This is a genomic window from Pirellulaceae bacterium, from assembly GCA_029243025.1.
Taxonomy (GTDB): domain Bacteria; phylum Planctomycetota; class Planctomycetia; order Pirellulales; family Pirellulaceae.
This window is the reverse complement of record JAQWSU010000032.1, coordinates 132,004-149,748: the sequence shown is the minus strand read 5'-3', so window position 1 is coordinate 149,748 and position 17,745 is coordinate 132,004. Positions and strand designations below refer to the sequence as shown.

The 17,745-nt window shown below is 51.0% G+C and carries 10 protein-coding genes and 1 tRNA gene; 4 read left to right on the top strand and 7 right to left on the bottom strand.

Annotated elements, in window-relative coordinates; genetic code table 11:
• Nucleotides 1-128: 128 nt before the first annotated feature.
• Together P8N76_15090 and purB are read left to right on the top strand one after the other, a co-directional pair.
• Entirely contained in the window at nucleotides 129-1,592 is a 1,464-nt protein-coding gene (locus P8N76_15090; protein MDG2382992.1) for an HD domain-containing protein, read from the top strand.
• Between the two features lie 146 nt (nucleotides 1,593-1,738).
• Nucleotides 1,739-3,169, top strand: coding sequence for an adenylosuccinate lyase (gene purB / locus P8N76_15085; GenBank protein MDG2382991.1), 1,431 nt, complete (start codon nucleotides 1,739-1,741; stop codon nucleotides 3,167-3,169).
• A gap of 95 nt (nucleotides 3,170-3,264) precedes the next feature.
• Here the strand turns inward: purB and P8N76_15080 are convergent, their stop codons facing one another.
• Nucleotides 3,265-3,996 (bottom strand): hypothetical protein, encoded by a 732-nt coding sequence (locus P8N76_15080; protein ID MDG2382990.1) that lies wholly within the window; start codon nucleotides 3,994-3,996, stop codon nucleotides 3,265-3,267.
• A gap of 81 nt (nucleotides 3,997-4,077) precedes the next feature.
• A complete protein-coding gene (locus P8N76_15075) occupies nucleotides 4,078-5,562 on the bottom strand; it encodes a hypothetical protein (GenBank protein MDG2382989.1) in 1,485 nt (494 codons plus the stop codon).
• Between the two features lie 428 nt (nucleotides 5,563-5,990).
• Between P8N76_15075 and sthA the strand changes: the two genes are divergently transcribed.
• Nucleotides 5,991-7,412, top strand: a complete 1,422-nt coding sequence (sthA, locus tag P8N76_15070) for a Si-specific NAD(P)(+) transhydrogenase (protein MDG2382988.1) — start codon at nucleotides 5,991-5,993, stop codon at nucleotides 7,410-7,412.
• An 886-nt stretch (nucleotides 7,413-8,298) separates the two neighbouring features.
• On the opposite strand, the gene P8N76_15065 is transcribed toward sthA, so the two are convergent.
• Complete coding sequence (locus tag P8N76_15065; protein MDG2382987.1) at nucleotides 8,299-8,604, bottom strand: hypothetical protein; 306 nt, start codon at nucleotides 8,602-8,604, stop codon at nucleotides 8,299-8,301.
• A gap of 1,480 nt (nucleotides 8,605-10,084) precedes the next feature.
• A complete protein-coding gene (locus tag P8N76_15060) occupies nucleotides 10,085-10,882 on the bottom strand; it encodes an SDR family oxidoreductase (GenBank protein ID MDG2382986.1) in 798 nt (265 codons plus the stop codon).
• 440 nt (nucleotides 10,883-11,322) lie between these two features.
• Between P8N76_15060 and P8N76_15055 the strand changes: the two genes are divergently transcribed.
• Nucleotides 11,323-12,090: an NAD-dependent protein deacylase gene (locus tag P8N76_15055; protein ID MDG2382985.1), complete on the top strand. Its 768-nt coding sequence runs from the start codon at nucleotides 11,323-11,325 to the stop codon at nucleotides 12,088-12,090.
• A 72-nt stretch (nucleotides 12,091-12,162) separates the two neighbouring features.
• On the opposite strand, the gene P8N76_15050 is transcribed toward P8N76_15055, so the two are convergent.
• The 3 genes from P8N76_15050 to P8N76_15040 all read right to left on the bottom strand — a co-directional run bounded on the left by P8N76_15050 (nucleotide 12,163) and on the right by P8N76_15040 (nucleotide 16,961).
• Nucleotides 12,163-13,590: a DUF1501 domain-containing protein gene (locus P8N76_15050; protein ID MDG2382984.1), complete on the bottom strand. Its 1,428-nt coding sequence runs from the start codon at nucleotides 13,588-13,590 to the stop codon at nucleotides 12,163-12,165.
• 15 nt (nucleotides 13,591-13,605) lie between these two features.
• Nucleotides 13,606-16,449, bottom strand: coding sequence for a DUF1553 domain-containing protein (locus P8N76_15045; GenBank protein ID MDG2382983.1), 2,844 nt, complete (start codon nucleotides 16,447-16,449; stop codon nucleotides 13,606-13,608).
• A 438-nt stretch (nucleotides 16,450-16,887) separates the two neighbouring features.
• A tRNA-Val gene (locus P8N76_15040) sits at nucleotides 16,888-16,961 on the bottom strand.
• Nucleotides 16,962-17,745: the final 784 nt, after the last annotated feature.

The window sequence follows — 17,745 nt, the reverse complement described above, 5'->3', positions numbered from 1 at the left end:
CGAGCAAAAATCGCTTTTCTCAGCTCCCTCTAATGGTTACAGAACGAAAAGTTAAGGTGCCGGTAGCCTATTGATTTGCAAGCCTACAGGCAATGGCTTTTTGGGTCTAGGAAGGATAGGGAAAAAAAATGAACTTTGCGGGTTGCTGGACGTGCTACCACTACTTGCGCAATAATTCGGCCATGAGCCAAGAATATCAAGAGAATCTCAGCTACGACCCAATTCACGGATACATTGCTTTCACCGCCGATGCGGCTGAAGGGGAGCTGTCTGAGCGAGACATCATTGATCACCCCTGGGTCCAACGACTGCGGCAGATCCATCAATTGCAAACCGCTTGGTGGGTCTTTCCTTCTGCCGAACATACGCGTTTCCAACATGTATTGGGGGTAATGCATTTGGCCAGTCGGGTAATCGAGCAGCTTTACGACAGTCTGAAGTCGAGTTGCCAAGCGTCGGGGGAGGAAATCCCCAGTCGCGGATATGTGGAATCTCTCCTCCGCATGGCCGGCTTGCTTCACGATGTCGGTCACGGTCCTTTCGGACATTTTTTTGACGAACATTTTTTATCTCGGCATGAACTCAATCACGAGATTCTTGGCGCGCGCATCATTCGAGATGAGCTAGGTCCTCTGTTGCAGCTCGTCAGACGGAATCCCAACAGCAGTCTGGCGGATGATGAGACGCTTGATCCTGACCAAATTGCTTGGGTGATTTGTCGACCGAAGGGAGAGCAAGATGCGAAGGGGCGACCTCGTTGGCTGACGTTAATTCGCAGCTTACTGAGCGGAATCTACACGATCGACAATTTGGATTTTGTGCTTCGCGATGCCTACATGTCAGGGTACAGCCAACGGGCGTTTGATCTGGAACGCCTGCTGCATTACAGCTTTTTCACCGATCGGGGATTGACCATCCATGACCGGGGGATTGAAGCGTTAATTCGTTTCATGTCAGCACGAGCTGAGTTGTTTCGAACTATTTATTTTCACCGAACGGTTCGAGCCATCGACTTGACCTTGGCGGACTTATTTGTTGAAAGCCGAAACTATTTCTTTCCTGAATCTCCGTTAGAGCAACTGCAAGCTTACCAACAATTCACCGAATCATCGTTGTTGGTCGACGTAGCTCGCTGGGATCAAAGTAGCGATGCAACGCAACGCGAATTGGGTTTGCGTTGGAGAAAACTGCTCCGACGCGAGATTGATTGGCAGATGGTCTGTCAGCGGAGTCTGGTATTCGATGAACAATCGACCGAGAGCAGCAGTGTCTTTAATCGTCCGGAATGGGTCGAGCAAAGTGTTCGTCGTGAGTTACCAGCAGCGTTCCAAGATGTTCCGCTACGAATTGACATTGCTCGACACATCTATCGTCCCCACACCAGTGGTCCTGCCAAGCGTCAGAACTTCCTCTATGACTCGGCACGGGATGAAGTGCGGCCCTTGAACGATAATGAGCTGTTTCGACACTTACCCGTTAGTCACCGGATTTGTCGTGTCTATGCGCAGGCGGCTGAGTTAGCTCCGGTCGTCGCTCAGGCCATCGATCGCTTATTGGGACGACACGTGGTGGATGATGTGACGAACATGTAGTGGCCTTTGAGGGTCTCGCGAGAAATTGGGAAACGGTTAAAATAATCTCCTCTGGGTAGCTCATTCTGGGATGACACGTGGTGGGCCAAATTGCTTGGGGCACGTGTCGGTGAGTGGATTTGAAGTTGGAAATAACAAGGCGTCCTATGACATACGACGAATACCAAAATCCTTTGATTTCTCGCTATGCCTCGAAGCAGATGAGTGAATTGTGGGGTGCCCGTCGGAAATTCACCACTTGGCGCTCTTTGTGGATCGCTTTGGCGGAGGCGGAGGCTGAGTTGGGACTTGACGTCAAACCTGGCCAAATTCAGCAGATGCGAGATCAGCTGGACAATCTTGATTTTGCCGCTGCCGAATCCTATGAGAAAAAATTACGTCACGATGTGATGGCTCACGTTCACGCTTTTGGCGATGTGTGTCCCGATGCGAGGCCAATCATTCATCTTGGTGCAACGAGTTGTTTTGTCACGGACAACACGGACTTGATTTTGCTTCGAGAATCGTTGGAATTGGTGCGAAGTCGTCTGTTTAGCGTTATTGATCGACTTACTGACTTTGCCGAGCAGCACAGGGAGATTCCTTGCTTGGCGTACACGCACATGCAGCCTGCCCAGCCAACAACGGTTGGCAAGCGGGCCACGCTTTGGGTTCAAGATTTATTGTTGGACTTGGAGGACATGGATCATCGGCTTGATCGGTTACGTGCGCGAAGCGTAAAAGGGACAACCGGGACGCAGGCCAGTTTTTTGGAGTTGTTCAATAACGACGGTGAAAAGGTGCGACAATTAGAGCGGTTGGTGGCCGAGAAAATCGGCTTCGAACAGGTCTATGCGGTCACGGGCCAAACCTACTCGAGAAAAGTGGATGCTCAGGTCCTCGATAGCCTTTCGGGTATCGCTCAAAGTGCCCACAAGGCTGCGACAGATCTTCGACTTCTGGCCAATCGTAAAGAAATTGAGGAGCCGTTTGAAAAACATCAGATTGGGTCTTCCGCAATGGCCTACAAACGGAATCCGATGAGGAGTGAACGCATCTGTGGCTTGGCGAGGTTTGTGACAAGCCTGCAGTCCAGTGCTGCTCAAACGATTTCAACCCAATGGATGGAACGTACCTTAGACGACAGCGCCAATCGCAGGCTTGTGCTGCCTCAGGCTTTTTTGGGAATCGATGCAATTCTGATCATCTATCAGAATGTAGCGTCGGGGCTTGTTGTGTACCCTGAAGTGATTGCTCGCAACCTGCAAGAAGAACTGCCTTTCATGGCAACCGAAAATATCATGATGGCAGCGGTTGCTCTGGGAGGAGATCGCCAAGACTTGCATGAACGTATTCGAGTGCATAGTCAGGCCGCTGCAGGTGAGATCAAAAATTTTGGTCGGTCGAATGACCTTTTACAGCGGTTGCAAGCCGACGATGCATTTCAGGGCGTCGATTTTGACTCCGTGACCGATGCGCGGCAATTTGTCGGGCGAGCGCCCGATCAGGTCGCTGAATTTGTCAAGGCAGAGATCGCTCCAGTTCGATCGCGATTTGCGAGTCAGTCACAAGTTCAGCAAGAGGAACTGCGAGTTTGATCGTTTAGTGGTTAGCGGGCAGTTCCTGCATTGAACAACTCGTCGTGGGCAACGTTAGTCTTGTTTGCCAGACCGCGGTGTAATCGCACCAACAATCAATCGAATTCTCGGCAAATTCCCTCATTGCACATTTGCAACAGCTTTTTTTCACTGCTGCGGGAGCGATCGGTTCGTGATCTTGAAGTCACGTCGGCCAAATACAACGTGATGGACACTTTGAGTCGTTCTCGGATTCCTTGAAGTGTTTTTAGATAGTGTTGCACTTCCCCGAGTTGTTGTGCCGAGTAATCTTTACCCGCTGAAACGTCTCCTGAAGCACGTAGAAAAGCTGTTGCTATATTCATTCTGCGCAAGTAAGTCAGGGTTAACGGATTCGCTTGAAAGCGACGTCTCAGCTTCGCGAAAATTGGATCGCTCTTCAGGCCCCAGTAGTGCGTTCTTGCCCCATCTTGGATCAATTCACGATACTCGTCGATGTCATAGCCTGTACCGGCAACAAAATGAAAGGGGGCCCGGTGTTGCGTGAAGCCGGCGATTATTGCGGCCAATTCGACGCGTGCTAAGGCGGTCACCCAGCGAAAACCGTGCCGACTGTAATCATCGTCCTCTGAATCGGGAGATTCGATGAGCGTCGTATCGGGAGGTTGCATCTTTCTCGCAAGATTCGTGTAAATTTTGAATTCTGGTTCCGACGTGACAATCTGATCAATGGCCTCGAATTCCTCTTCGGAGGCGATGCTTGCGAGTTTATCCAGATGTTGTAATGCGTTTGCGTACTCGGTGTAGCCAACCACACGATAGGCTAAATTGGGATTTGACTTGGGCATGAAATGGCCCGTGTAGGTTGTCGTTTTTCGTGTGGTTTCTTTCGTGGCAACCGTCCAGATTGCAGCAGGGGGTAACTCACCTCACCAGAATTGTCCTTCAATGGTTCCGTCAAAGTGACCACCTTGGAAGGTGTCGTTAACATCACGAATTGCGACTTCTTGGGTTTGTCCTGCCATGTATTCGCGAAAGTCTCGGTCTTGAAAAGCCCATGAATAATGATGCCTCCGATCGAAAGTGGGGATTTGCCCCATTTTTGCCTTCATGGGGTCACTCGGCGTGGGTGCGATCGTCGGCATGAATAAACCGATACGCGCACCAGCATTGGTCGCTGCCGCTGGTCCCTTGATCAAACCCATCGCAATGGGGCCACTGCCGTAACGCCCTCGTCGCCACCAATGCAACCCGGCAAACAGGAGCCGACTTTTGGCCACCAAGTCACCCGCTTTTTCAACGCCTGAGTGCATCTCCGCTTCAAGCGTATCTAAGTCGACTTCGTTCAAAAAGGAACGATTAAATTTTCCGCGGTCTTCATCGAGTAATTCAATGAGATCGGGACCATCAACGCCAACCGCGTAAGCGGCGAGGAAGCGATCTTTCGGCGATTCCGATCGGGTCAGAATGCGAACTGCAAATCCGATGCGTTTGACACGTAACTCAAGACTTCGTTCCTCCAAATCGTTATACGCGTTACGGAATCTTCGATCGGTCTTGCGAAAGTCTGTTTTGAGGATCTCTTTCCGTTCTTCGCTCAAGTTCTTCGTGCGGGAAAGCCCTTTTTTTCTCTGGATCATACGGCCAACCCCAACCAATTGCTTGGCCACCAAAAGTCGATTTCGATCCACATGGGTGGTCCAGAGCAAATCACGAAAATCGCCCAGCTGTTTTGGTTTGGGCAACGGATCTTTCATGATTGGATTGGATTCGATTTCCTGGAGGAACTCGTCCAGACGACGCTGCACCTCGCCGATCACTAATATCGATTCGATTAACGATGATTTAGGAGCTCGTCTGCCGGCTAATTTTAACGTTTGAAGCCTTGCGTCCGTCAAAATTGCAGCCAGCGAAGGAGCGTCATTCTGTTTTAAGAGCCGATCAATCTCTTGAATCTGTTCGTCGGTTGCACGTGCGAGCCGAGTTTGCGCCGTCTGTAAAATGTATGCCGATTGCTGCGCGTTGTAGGCCGGAATCAACTGTTGTTCCACAAAGTTACGAATACCTTGGGAGAGTTGAACGCGATTTGCGTTGTCTTGAACCGGCTGTCGATTGTTCGCAGCCGCTGCTTGACCATTTTGTTGCCGTCGATTCTGTCGCTGGTTGGGAACTCGTTGGTTGCGCAAACGGGGATCTCGCAAACGGGGATCCTGCAAACGGGGATCCTGCAAACGGGGATCCTGCAAACGGGGATCTCGCAAACGGGGATCTCGCAAACGGGGATCTCGCAAACGGGGATTGGGCGGTAGACGAACTTGGGCTTCGCTTCGTCGGGAAACGATTCCGCCCATGATGACAACGAGGACGAGCAGGCAGAGGGTTGCTTTCCAGACGGGGTCGACTCGATGCGCCATCGTTGACTCCTCGTTTGAGTTGTTCCGAAACAGGAAACGTGAAAGTCGGTGGCAGTAAGCGTTTGACCCTCCACTTTCATCCTAATTCTTCTGACGCAAAGTGGCAACATTTATGGTGTTCGCCGTGAGGGAAAAGGAAGGTGACCTTCCTCTGGCTGATTTTAATCGTCGATTCTCGACAATGATGAGCCGCGATCTGAGCCTTCAACATGGCATGAGGGGGCCCGTTTGTCAGATAATTACTCGATTCCTTGCTGTGTATGGAGGAAACACCCTCTAGGTTAAGCGGCCATTCTTTTGTTATAAATCGCTGCCAGCTAACCGCAGTTGGCTTCACCAGTGAAGTCTTTTGGGACTTGGGACGCGAAGTCTGGCGGCACGCTGTCCCCTCAGCATTGTAATTCAGCGTGATTGAGGAGACGGCTAATATGAAGGAATACGACTGCGTCGTGATCGGTACGGGGCCTGCAGGTCAAAAGGGAGCAATTCAGGCTGCCAAGCTGGGACGCAGCGTCGCCATTGTCGAAAAGACCAATGTGCTTGGCGGCGCGCAGATCAATACAGGGACGATCCCTTCGAAAGCACTTCGCGAAGCAGCGCTGCACCTAACGGGAGCCAATAAGCGAGGCTTCTTTGGCCAAGCCTACCGGGTAAAACGCGACATCACGATTGCAGACATTGTTGGTGTTTCTCAGACGGTGATTCGGCATGAATGGGATGTGATCCGCAATCAATTCGAACGCAATAACATTGATCTCTTGTGGGGGACGGCGCGCTTTGTCGACCCTAATACGCTGGCGATCGAAGGTCCTGACGGCGAACAGTTTATTCGCGCCTCTCGTTTTCTAATTGCCGTTGGTACCCGTCCTGCGCGACCGACTCACATTCCCTTTAATCTCAATTCTGTCTTCACCAGTGATGAAGTCCTAACTCTCGACAAACTTCCGAAAACGATGATTGTTGTTGGGGGGGGAGTCATCGGCACGGAGTACGCTTGTACGATGGCCACGCTCGGGGTTCGGGTCACGCTTGTCGAGGGACGTAGTCAACTGCTGGGATTTCTGGATCAAGAAATTTCCGGCGCTTTTCAATATTTCTTGAGACAACGCGGGATTACATTGCGCCTCGGTGAACGCGTGGATGGTATCGAGGAGATTACGGAGGGCCAGGACTCTGAGAGGGCTGCAGCACCTCTCGTGTTGGCGAGACTTGAATCAGGAAAAACATTACGCGCGGAAACACTGCTCTATGCGGTGGGACGGCAGGGAGTCTGCGGCGCTCTTGGCCTTGATAAGGTTGGCGTCGAATTCGACGATCGGGAACGTCTGCAGGTCGACGACAATTATCAAACGAATATACCGCATATTTATGCTGCAGGTGACGTTATTGGATTTCCCGCACTCGCCTCGACATCGATGGAACAGGGCCGACGCGCGATTTGTAATGCATTCGGCTGCGATGAAGTCGGTAATTATAATACATCGCTGTTTCCCTACGGCATCTATTCTGTTCCCGAGATTTCGATGGTTGGAAAAAACGAGGAGGAGTTAACTGACAGCGGTATTCCGTATGAAGCAGGAATTGCACAGTATCGGGAAATCGCGCGAGGGCAACTGTTGGGAGACGACTTGGGAATGCTCAAGATGTTGATTCATCAAGAGACTCACAAGATTCTTGGCGTTCACGTCATTGGAACGGGTGCCACCGAGCTAATTCATATTGGTCAAGCTGTTATGGCATTGGATGGAGACGCAGAGTTCTTTATCAATAACGTGTTCAACTTCCCGACTCTAGCTGAATGTTACAAGGTGGCTGCTTACAACGGATTGAACAAACTGAATCACGTCTAGTTGACTTCGTGTTCTACTTGCGACGATGAGAGAAGTGTCGCATTGCGCACAGGGACAATCCGATGACTGCTTCGCGAAAATTGTAAGTCGCTTCGGTCAACTTTGTGGGATAGTCTCGCAGCCCCGCTAACATCGATGATTTGCAGCGTGAGTGTGGCGGGACAGCTTGTTGCCAGTCGATCGCGATCAGGCCAAAATGATTCGCCTGCACGGCCGGGCCGACTACCCGATCGATGTCGGGTTCGACTGTTTCCCATTCTTTAGTGATTCCACTCGCCGTGATATCGTGCAGGGGGTTAGGTATGCGGTGATTTTCGCATTGAAATCTCTCCCCAATGCACATCTCCCGAAATAAAAACCATGCCAGCTGCCTGCGTATCTCGAATTAGGTTGAAAATTTTTTCCCGCTCGCGGCGTAGGTTGGTCCAAGATCTCCATCCGTTGTATTGATGTGCGAATTGAATTGATGAACTGATAATGCGGAGATCTGCCGGTTTCAGCAATTGCGTTCTGAGCCCTTGCCATAGGGTTGATCTGATCAATGACTTACCCGGGGCAGTGTTCGGACGGTAATCATTCTTGTATTTTGCCTTCGGAGGCAATGGGTTGGAATTTCGCAATAAAGGATCGCGAAAGGTACGCGTATCTAAAAGGATGATTTGGGAAGCTCGATCTCCACTGACAAACCGGTGAGCTCCATCGATGCCTGGCCGTTTGCGACGCGGACTCGTTTGCGGAACGTTCCAAAAGTCCAGGAAGATCTCTCGTGATGCCTCCTTCTGAGGGTATTCACGTCCCGCGTCATTCTCACCGTAATCGTGGTCGTCCCAAATCGATAAGAGGGTGACGTTTCGCCGTAAAGCTTGGAATGCTTCCTTGCGACCGACTACTGGTACTGATTGCGCAGTTTCCTCTTGTTACGTGTGTCACCCGATACGTTGTCGCCAAGATAGATGAAAATATCGGGCTGCGATCGGAATGCTGTCTTCAGGACTGGTTGCGGTTCCGTTTGATTTGCACAGGATCCAAAAGCGATCCTGACGGGTAAACGATTGACCGTTTGCTCAGGCAAGGGCAAAGCCTCCTGTGTGATACCGGCCGTTTGATTGATCGTGAACAAGAGTAAGAAAATAAGTAGGCGTCGAAATATCGAGGAGACTTGGAACGGTTTCAAAGGGTTAGATGCTGACAAGGCATAACTTACTCGAAGCAACCAGCACGGGAATGCCGTGTGTGAACGGCAAGAATGCCTTCGCAACGATGATTGGACAGCGTTAGGTGAATCGTCAAGCGGTCGGTCGCCTGCCTGGGAGCGAGCGATGCTAATGATCGTTCGCCGCCGTTAGTCGCTAAAGCGATCGACATGCAGCTAAAGAGTAGGCTCGCCCCGTAACGAGCCGTGACTCTTCACTGGATTTTGCGAAACGAATCACAGAGTTGTGAATGAATCGCTGTCAATTCGTATCATTATGACTTTGTTCCAACAGTTTGATTATCTCTCTCCATGGTTCTGTGGTCTCCGCCCAATGCTTCGCCCAGCGTTGCGGAGTGCAAAGTCTCCGTAGATACGATTCCAATTCCATTCGTCTCGTTCGCTCCATTTCCAACCGACGATATAAATCGTCCGTCGAATCTAACCTGCGATTACTACTGCTAAATGCTGAAGCCATCGATGTGTCCTCCATCGAGCTTAAAGGATTATCTTATTTTATTTCCCTCAAGGCTCAGTCGCTTTCATCTCTGCTGGCTACCTAAGATTTATTTTAAAGTTGTCTACTAGGCAGCTGATCGAATAATCGAGTGAATGCCTGGCCCCCCTGTGTCGTACTTGCCTTCCCCCCAAGGCGATCGTGTTTCGTGTGTTGGAGTAACAAATCGGTCGAAGCTTAAACGCACAACCGCTCATTTTCCAATTTGCAAGATACTCTATGGTTAGATTTTATACGACCAAATCTTACTGTGTTAACTTAGAGGGATTGGATCTGGATAATTATCATCATAAGTGCCCCCATAACGAGTGTGTGAATTTTAGTTGTTATGACCAGGTGTAGCATTTTCGGCGGATGAATTACTAATCGATATATAACTCGTAACGGAAGATTGATGATCTTCTTTCGATCCGGTGGTGGCGGGAGTTCGCCGGTTGGACACTTTTGTTTTTTTATTATTCATGAATATCGCGAAGCGTGCGACGCAGATGATTGCGTTTGCCGACAGACAAGTATCGGTCGACGGGGTGCTCGAAAGACGCACTTGAGAATCTGCCTCGCATCATCCGGTAAGTGTTGGGAAGTCAAGCAGCGAAGAATTGGGCACGACGTGATGAGGTTGTAATTTACTGATGCGATCGGTTACCGAAGAATCGTTGACTGACTCATCTGCGATTTCTGGAAAATGAAAAAGAATGTGCTTAGAAAGGGGCAGGTGATCTTCCCCACCATTGTGGCGCCGGGAGGTGAAAAAAGCTCTTTTTTTAAGCGAATTACAAGTCAAAGCGAGGTTGTTTGATGATCGAATCGCTACAGTCGTGTCCTCACGATTTGTGCGATTCTGATGCGTTTCATCAGGGTAGCCTTAACGGCGAGTAATCTGGGCGGAGAAGTTTGACCGGAGACGGGTTACTCGGGGCAGAAATTATTCGAAGAAGTCCGCTGCAACTGTCACGATTTGTGTTACCAGGCGGTCCAACCCCCATCAACGACCAGATTGTGGCCGGTAATGTAACTGCCTGCGTCGGAAGTCAACAATAGCAAGGCGCCTTTAAGTTCATCGGGTTGCCCCATGCGATTCATGGGTGATTTGGTCTTCAGTCGTTCGACGATATCGGGATTCGCATTGGGATTCGGAAATGGACCGGGACTCAAACAATTGACTCGAACGTTGTCACCTGCCCAATACACTGCCAGGTGGCGTGTCATTTGCAGCGTCGCTCCTTTGAGGGCATGGTAAGCAACCGAACTGGCGGTTCCCAGGCCTTGGTAAGTATCGGGATAGGATCCCACGGTTCCATACATCGATCCGATCATAACGATGCTTGCTGGGGTACCGAGTTCGACGGCATGGTCCCGCATTTTGCGCGCGAGTTCAAAATAGCCCGCATTATTGGCTTGATGGCGGGCGAACCCTTCGAAATCGATGTCGTTCAGATCCTGTTTGACGAGTTCCAGTCCGTTGTTGACCAGGATATCGAGCCTTCCCACCGCTTCAATTGCAGCCGCAAAGCTCGATTGAATCGAGTTTGGATCCATTTGATCAAGTTGCAATGCGATGTGTGAAAGGTCATCGTGGGTTGCCAAGCTATTGGCGACCTGGCGAGCTCGATCAATTTGGCGGCTCGTCACGACAACTCGGCAGCCTGCTTCGGCCAACGCAGATGCCATCGATGTTCCTAGCCAGCCTGAAGCGCCTGTGATCAGCGCCGTTCGACCCGAAAGGTTGAATAAATCAAAGATCGCTTGCTGCTGATTCATAAGGAATCTCGTTTCCGAATCGTTGGATGGTGTCTTTGCTTACCGGAAAGATTGGGATTAGATGAAATTGGTGTAAGTTATCCGCATCGTGCACTGGTGATCGGATGCTGCGAATCAATCAGTCTTTCAATATACGTTGATTGAATTGAAGACCGAAAGGAGGCATGTCGTTGGTAATTTCGATGACGCGAGCAAAACAGTCCATTGGTTTCTGTGATCGGGTGCTTCGTGATTGGTATCTGGCGACACAAGCCAGCTAGAAGCAAGGGCGTGATGAGTCGTGCGAGGTCGTTTTTATGGGGTGGCTGGAAGAGGATGCATTCAGACGTCTTTTGTGAGAAACTCGTCAATGAGAGTGAAAGTAACGCGGCTTTCACGAAACCATTATTTCGACGTAATTGAAGTTGACAGCCTGGAACGGAAGTGGAGGGTCGTGAATCGTGGTCGATGATCGGGATGTTTCAAAACAAATTGCCTCTTGGCTGATGAAGGCGAACAAGCCCGTTGTCTTTACTGGGGCGGGAATTAGTACGGAAAGTGGCATTCCTGATTTCCGTTCGCCCGGTGGTGTCTGGACCAAGTATCGGACGGTCTACTACGAAGAGTTTCTAGCAAGTCCAGAGGCTCGCCACGAGTATTGGCGGCAAAAATCAGAAGGTCATCGTGCTTTTGCTGATTCGCAACCGAATGTAGGGCATCAGATTATTGCAGCTTGGGAAACGCAGGGGTTGATCCACGGTGTGATCACCCAAAATATCGATGGGTTACACCAATTGGCCGGTTCGAAGCAGGTTTTGGAATTGCATGGGACGGCTCGAGAAATCATCTGTTTGGATTGCTCTGCTCGCTACGACGCCGAGCCTCTTGTTGAGTCTTTTTTGACGCATGATCAGGTTCCAACTTGTTCGAGCTGCAGTTGTTGCCGTCTCAAACATGCCACCATTTCGTTCGGGCAGTCGTTGCCGCAAGATATTTTACAAGAGGCTGTGCAATGGTGCGAAGAGGCATCGTTGCTATTTGCCATCGGTTCATCATTGGTGGTGACTCCAGCTGCCGAATTGCCGAAATTGACCAAAGTGCGAGGCGGGAGATTAATCATTATTAATCGCGATGACACGCCACTGGATTCGCTTGCGGATCGCTTGATTCGTGAATCAATTGGCGAATCGCTTCAGGCGATCGAACGGGAGCGAAAGAGATTGGCGTGATCGTTTGGACTAACTTTGATCTTTTGTAACCGTGTTTTGGGCATTTTTTACGCATCGCAGCGTTTGCTTAGGCTACGTCATAATCTCCTTGACCAGCGCCCCGTGGACATCCGTCAATCGAAAGTCTCGCCCTGAATATCGGTAGGTTAGCTGCTCGTGATCGATTCCCAGCAGGTGCAGCAACGTCGCGTGCAAATCGTGCATGTGGACTTTGTTCTCAACTGCCTTGTGCCCAAACTCATCCGTGGAACCGTGGGCGAAACCGGACTTCAAGCAATTGCCAGCGAGCCATGTCGTAAATCCATCGGCATTGTGATCGCGGCCCGTGCCATCTTTTTCAGCGTAAGGCGTGCGGCCAAACTCACCGCTGCACCAGACGATAGTGTCTTCCAACAGTCCACGCTGCTTTAGGTCCTGCAGCAATCCTGCGATTGGCTTGTCGACCGCCTTTGCCTGCATTTCGTGTTGGGGCAATTTTGAATGTTGATCCCAATTGGGAACCTCACCCGAAGCGCCCGAGGTGACTTGTACAAAACGAACGCCGTTTTCGCACAGTCGGCGCGCCATCAGGCACTGGCGGCCGAAGTTGTCAGTCGCCTTTTCACCGATGCCATACATCGCCATCGTTTTCTGTGTCTCTTGGCTTAAGTCCAGCACATCAGGAGCATGGTTTTGCATCTGCCAGGCCAACTCGTAGGAGCTGACGAGCGCCTCAAATTCAGAGTCTTGACTTCCCCCCTTTAATTGCTCTGTGTTGAGACGTTGCAAAAATTGGAGTTGTCTTAGTTGGTCGTTATTCGACAAATTCGCGTTGCTTAGGTTCCTAATCGTTGCGGTCTGATCAAGCATCCCGTTCTTGCCAATGGCTGTGCCTTGATTTACCGCGGGAAGAAAAGCGTTACCGTAATTGCGAGCACCGCCAGATGAGGTGATCGGTCCCAGGGACATGAAGCCTGGCAAATTCTCATTCTCTGACCCCAGGCCATAGGTAACCCAGGAGCCGAATGATGGTCGCACAAAAGTGGTTGAACCACAGTGCAGGAACAACGTAGCCGGTCCGTGTGCCACACCTTCGGTGTGCATTGAGTGAATAAAGGTGAGGTCGTCAGAATGCTTCGCTGTCTCACAGAATAAATCAGAAACCTGTCGGCCCGACTCTCCGTATTGTTTGTACTTCCACATGGGTTTCATCACACGCTGAGAAGTTGCACGCTTTCCCGTCTTCGCGATTGTCCGCGCGTCATCGAACGGCATTTGTTTGCCGTCATTTTTGTAGAGCAACGGCTTGTGATCGTACGTGTCGACGTGACTTGGCCCACCCTGCATAAACAGAAAAATAATCCGTTTCGCTCTGGGGCGGAGATGTGGCTCTTTGGCTTTGAGCGGGTTTACCGCTTGAACAGAGTCAGCACATAATCCGGCCAAAGCCAAGCTGCCGAAACCGCAGGCCGCTTGCTGAAGTGCTGCTCGTCGAGTGATGCGATTATAAAAGGGAGGCATGAAATCTCACCTTGGTCAACGGATGTAGCGAAATTCGATAGTTGAAAACAGGGATTGCACCATCTGTGTCCAGGCCGCGACTCGGCCGCTTTCAGTCGTGTCATTCACCGAACTCAAAAACTGGTGGCAAATTGCGATCTCTTCTTCAGTCGCATGGCGTCCGAGAATTAGCAGATAGGCGTGGTCGATGCGATTCGCTTTTTCGGGTTGCGATTCGTTTAAAATACTTTCCGCAGTGAGCTGGGCTTGCGAGCGAACGAATGCATGATTCATCATAAACAATGCTTGCGGAGCAACTGTGCTGACGTGGCGGCGACCGGTCACCATGCTGGGATTGGCAAAATCGAACAATTCAAACAGCTCAGGCAAACTACTGCGAAATACGGGGACGTAAACACTGCGCCGTGGTGTCTGGAACTGAAAGCCGACGTCTGTTTTAAGAGTGGCGGGAAAAGTGGCACCTCCCATCTCGAAATTCAATGTGCCACCAACCGACAGCATCGTGTCACGCAGTGACTCGGCATCCAGCCGGCGACGATTCATGTGAGCCAATAGTCGATTTTCTGGGTCTTCTGGTTGCTCGCCTCGCATGGATGAAAGGCGGTAAGTTCTGGAAAGCACAATCGTCCGGATCAGTTTCTTTACAGACCAGCCTTGTTGCACGAATTGGACGGCCAGATGATCGAGTAACTCGGGATGCGAGGGCGATTCACCCGTTGTGCCAAAGTTATCGACAGTGCGAATCAGCCCCGCGCCGATCAGCCAGTGCCACACGCGGTTCACCATCACGCGGGCTGTCAGCGGATTGGCCGGATCGACGATCCAGTGGGCCAGTTCCAAGCGGCCGCTTGCGTTGGTGGGCATCTTGGGGGCAGGGCCATAGTGGGCGACCTGCAGAATACCGCGAGGAGCGATGGCGCCCAAATTATCGATACTGCCACGGATATGAATCTTTAAGTCCGCCGGCTTCGAGTTTTCAACGACGGAATTGACCAGTTCGCTGTCCGGTGCTCGCTTTTTCAGGGCGGAAAGCTCCGTCGTCAGTTCGGTGATTTGCTTCTTGAGGGCCTGTCGTTCGGCAAGTGAAAGCCCCTTGACTGATTGAGATATCGGAGGAATTGTCACTTTGCTGTCGTTGTCGACCGGCAGAAACTGAACTGCATCGGCAACGACCAGGCCACCGCTATCCTGGACCGAAATCTCGACCGCATCCGATTGGCCTGATGGAAATGCATAAGAACCCAACGATTGAAAATAGCCATCCGAGCTGGACTCGTTAAAGTTGCCCGGGTTCTGTCTCTGGTCGATGCGAAAGGATTCTTTTCCGTTCGTATGGTGAACGATGACGTGGGCCTGAGGGGCACGGTTTGCGTGCTGGGCAATCGTAATACGTACTTCGTATTTGCCTGCCCCAGGAAAGGTCACGGGGTAAATGACTTTGCTGCCAAGGGTTTTAGACACGAGGTACTCAGAACCTACGCGGTTCAAAATGCCGTTGGATTTACTCCACTTGCCGATGACTTTTGCATCTGGGTTGTCCACGACAAAACCGGGTAGGTCTTTTACCTGCAATGGGAGCAGGTCGTTTCCGGCTTCTTTTAGCTTTAGCGTTTTGATTTCGCTTTGCAATTTGGCGACTGTCGAATTGTGGATCTCCAGTTCTCGTTTTGCCTCCTCCGAAATTGGTAAGGGGATTTCGATCGACTTGGAGACATTGGCGTGTGTCAAACCTTGAATGTTTTTGAGAATCCCTGCCAGAGCGTAGTAATCACTGGTGGGAATGGGGTCAAACTTGTGATCGTGACAACGCGCGCAGGTAATCGTTTGGGCTAATAGCCCTTTTCCTATTGCCTCGAGCTGTTCATCGACAACATCCATGTCGAGTTGGCTCTTGTCTTGGTTTTCCAGGAGCGCGTCACCCATTACCAGGAACGTTGTGGCGATCAGATTCTGCCGCTGTGCGTCGATTGACGATGCGTCCAATAAATCGCCTGCGAGCTGCTGTGTGATGAACTGATCGAAGGGCTTATCGTTATTGAACGATTCAATTACGTAGTCGCGATAACGCCAGGCATGTTTGAGCAAGGCTCCACGCAACGACATTGACTCGGCGAAACGCGATACATCGAGCCAGTGACGGCCCCAACGTTCACCGAAGCGGGGTGATTCCATTAATTGGTCAACGAGGTTCTCATACGCCTCGGGCGACGTGTTGTCCACGAACCGAGCGATCTGCTCCGGTGTGGGAGGCAGGCCGATAAGGTCAAAGTGTAGCCGACGGATCAGGGTGATTTCCCTCGCATCGGGACCGGGTGGCAGTCCCGCCGACTCCAGCCTGGCGAGGATAAAGCGATCGATGTCGTTGGCAGGCCAGGCGGCATCCGACACTTTGGGGATAGCCGGTGTTTGGAGCGGCTGATAAGCCCAGTGCTTCCGGCCGGCTGCGATATCGATGGATTCCGGCCTGATCACCTGCTTCGTGGTGTCACGTGGATCAGTCGCTCCGTCCTCAATCCATTTTTCGAAATCAGCAATCACCTGCTGGGATAATTTGCCTTTCGGAGGCATCTCGAAGTCATCATGCTTCAGAGCGGAGATTAGCAGGCTTTCTTGCGGGGCGTTTGGCACGATAGCAGGACCCGATTCGCCACCCTGCAGTAAACCTTGCCGGGAATCAACGAGCAAACCGCCACTTAGCTTCTTCGAATCAACGGCGTGGCATTCATAGCACTGTTTGACGAGGACAGGACGGATCTTCGATTCAAAGAAATCGAGTCGCTCACGTTCGACGTTCCGATCGGAGGCGCCGACTGAACTCGCAGCAAGCAGAATTGCGATCGGTAGAATTCTGTGATGCATGTGACAACATCTTTTGGGCTATGACCATTCGTTTGAAACGCGTCACGACAGAGACATTTTGCTCATCGCAATTTGATGATCGGTAAATGCTTCGCACCTCGATTATATTCGACCTGACGTGCGAAACTAGCTGCAAGCCACCCGCATCGATACTATTTTGCCAACGGAACAAAGTGATCGATTCACCACCTAAAACCTCGTGTCACTTCCGAAGCCGTTCGGTTCGGGCATTGCTGATACGATCTTCCGATATCACGACGCCCACCTCGCCAACGAGCATTTCGAGGCTGCTCGACGCCACACCTCGCATCGCAGCTCAGTAAAGTTCGTGAATGTACGAAAAACATGGCAGAGAAATCGGACTCTGAGCAAATTACTCACAGTCCTTTGAAAGCAGTAAATCTATGCCGACTGGCAGAAATCAGAGCAAATTCTAAATGGGCGATACGGGATTCGAACCTGTGACCTCCGCAATGTGAATGCGGCGCTCTAACCAACTGAGCCAATCGCCCTGATCGAGATCGAAAGTGCGGACTCTCCCTTAAAGGACTCTCCGACTTTCTTCGTGTGTCGGGGTAGTCTAACCCGTGTCATCCTGTTTGCAAAGATATCCCTATGCAATTACCCGGATGCTCGACGTTGCTCTGGCTTGAAGGGGCAAAAACCTGTTCCTGCTTATCTCTCTTGCCAAATCCGTAATGGATGGTGAAATCGAAACGAACTGCTGGAAATGAGGGATCGCGTCGCGAAGCAGAAGACAACGCTGGCAATTCCTTCAGGACATATCCGAGTGGTCAGGTCGAGCAGAACTGGACCTCTTCAACAATTTAAGTTGTGTCAAGATTGAGATTCCGAAACTTGCCCCTATCCGAATGTTGTGTGAAGGTCGTGCTTGCCATGAGGCACTTTTCCACGTGATAAGTGCTCATCTCGCCGAAGCGGATTAGTAGCTCGCAGGAACACTTTTTGTTCCGATAAAGTTGAACGGTTGTTCCGACGAAGTTGCAACGGTTCGAGAAAATGTTGAGTTCAATGGCGCGTGAATCTAACCAGTGCCCGTTCGTTGGGAGGCTGGGATTGCCAATTCTTTTGTCGTATCGGTCGTGCATGGCGCAAGCCGTCGGCGGATGAATGTCTGGGGCCATTGTGATGTGGCGTCTATCCGATCAGCGGCGATTGTCCGATGGGGTTTTTGACTTGTGAACAATGAGCCGCACGGAACAGGAAAGCTGTTTGTGTGGGCCGTGCGGATGATGACTTATTGGGGGTAGTCGGAAGTCAGGTCGGATAAGTCGC

Excerpts from the sequence above, each read along its gene's own strand:
- P8N76_15090 (MDG2382992.1), top strand. The coding sequence starts at position 129 with ATGAACTTTGCGGGTTGCTGGACGTGCTACCACTACTTGCGCAATAAT.
- purB (MDG2382991.1), top strand. The coding sequence starts at position 1,739 with ATGACATACGACGAATACCAAAATCCTTTGATTTCTCGCTATGCCTCG.
- P8N76_15080 (MDG2382990.1), bottom strand. The coding sequence starts at position 3,996 with ATGCCCAAGTCAAATCCCAATTTAGCCTATCGTGTGGTTGGCTACACC.
- P8N76_15075 (MDG2382989.1), bottom strand. The coding sequence starts at position 5,562 with ATGGCGCATCGAGTCGACCCCGTCTGGAAAGCAACCCTCTGCCTGCTC.
- sthA (MDG2382988.1), top strand. The coding sequence starts at position 5,991 with ATGAAGGAATACGACTGCGTCGTGATCGGTACGGGGCCTGCAGGTCAA.
- P8N76_15060 (MDG2382986.1), bottom strand. The coding sequence starts at position 10,882 with ATGAATCAGCAGCAAGCGATCTTTGATTTATTCAACCTTTCGGGTCGA.
- P8N76_15050 (MDG2382984.1), bottom strand. The coding sequence starts at position 13,590 with ATGCCTCCCTTTTATAATCGCATCACTCGACGAGCAGCACTTCAGCAA.
- P8N76_15045 (MDG2382983.1), bottom strand. The coding sequence starts at position 16,449 with ATGCATCACAGAATTCTACCGATCGCAATTCTGCTTGCTGCGAGTTCA.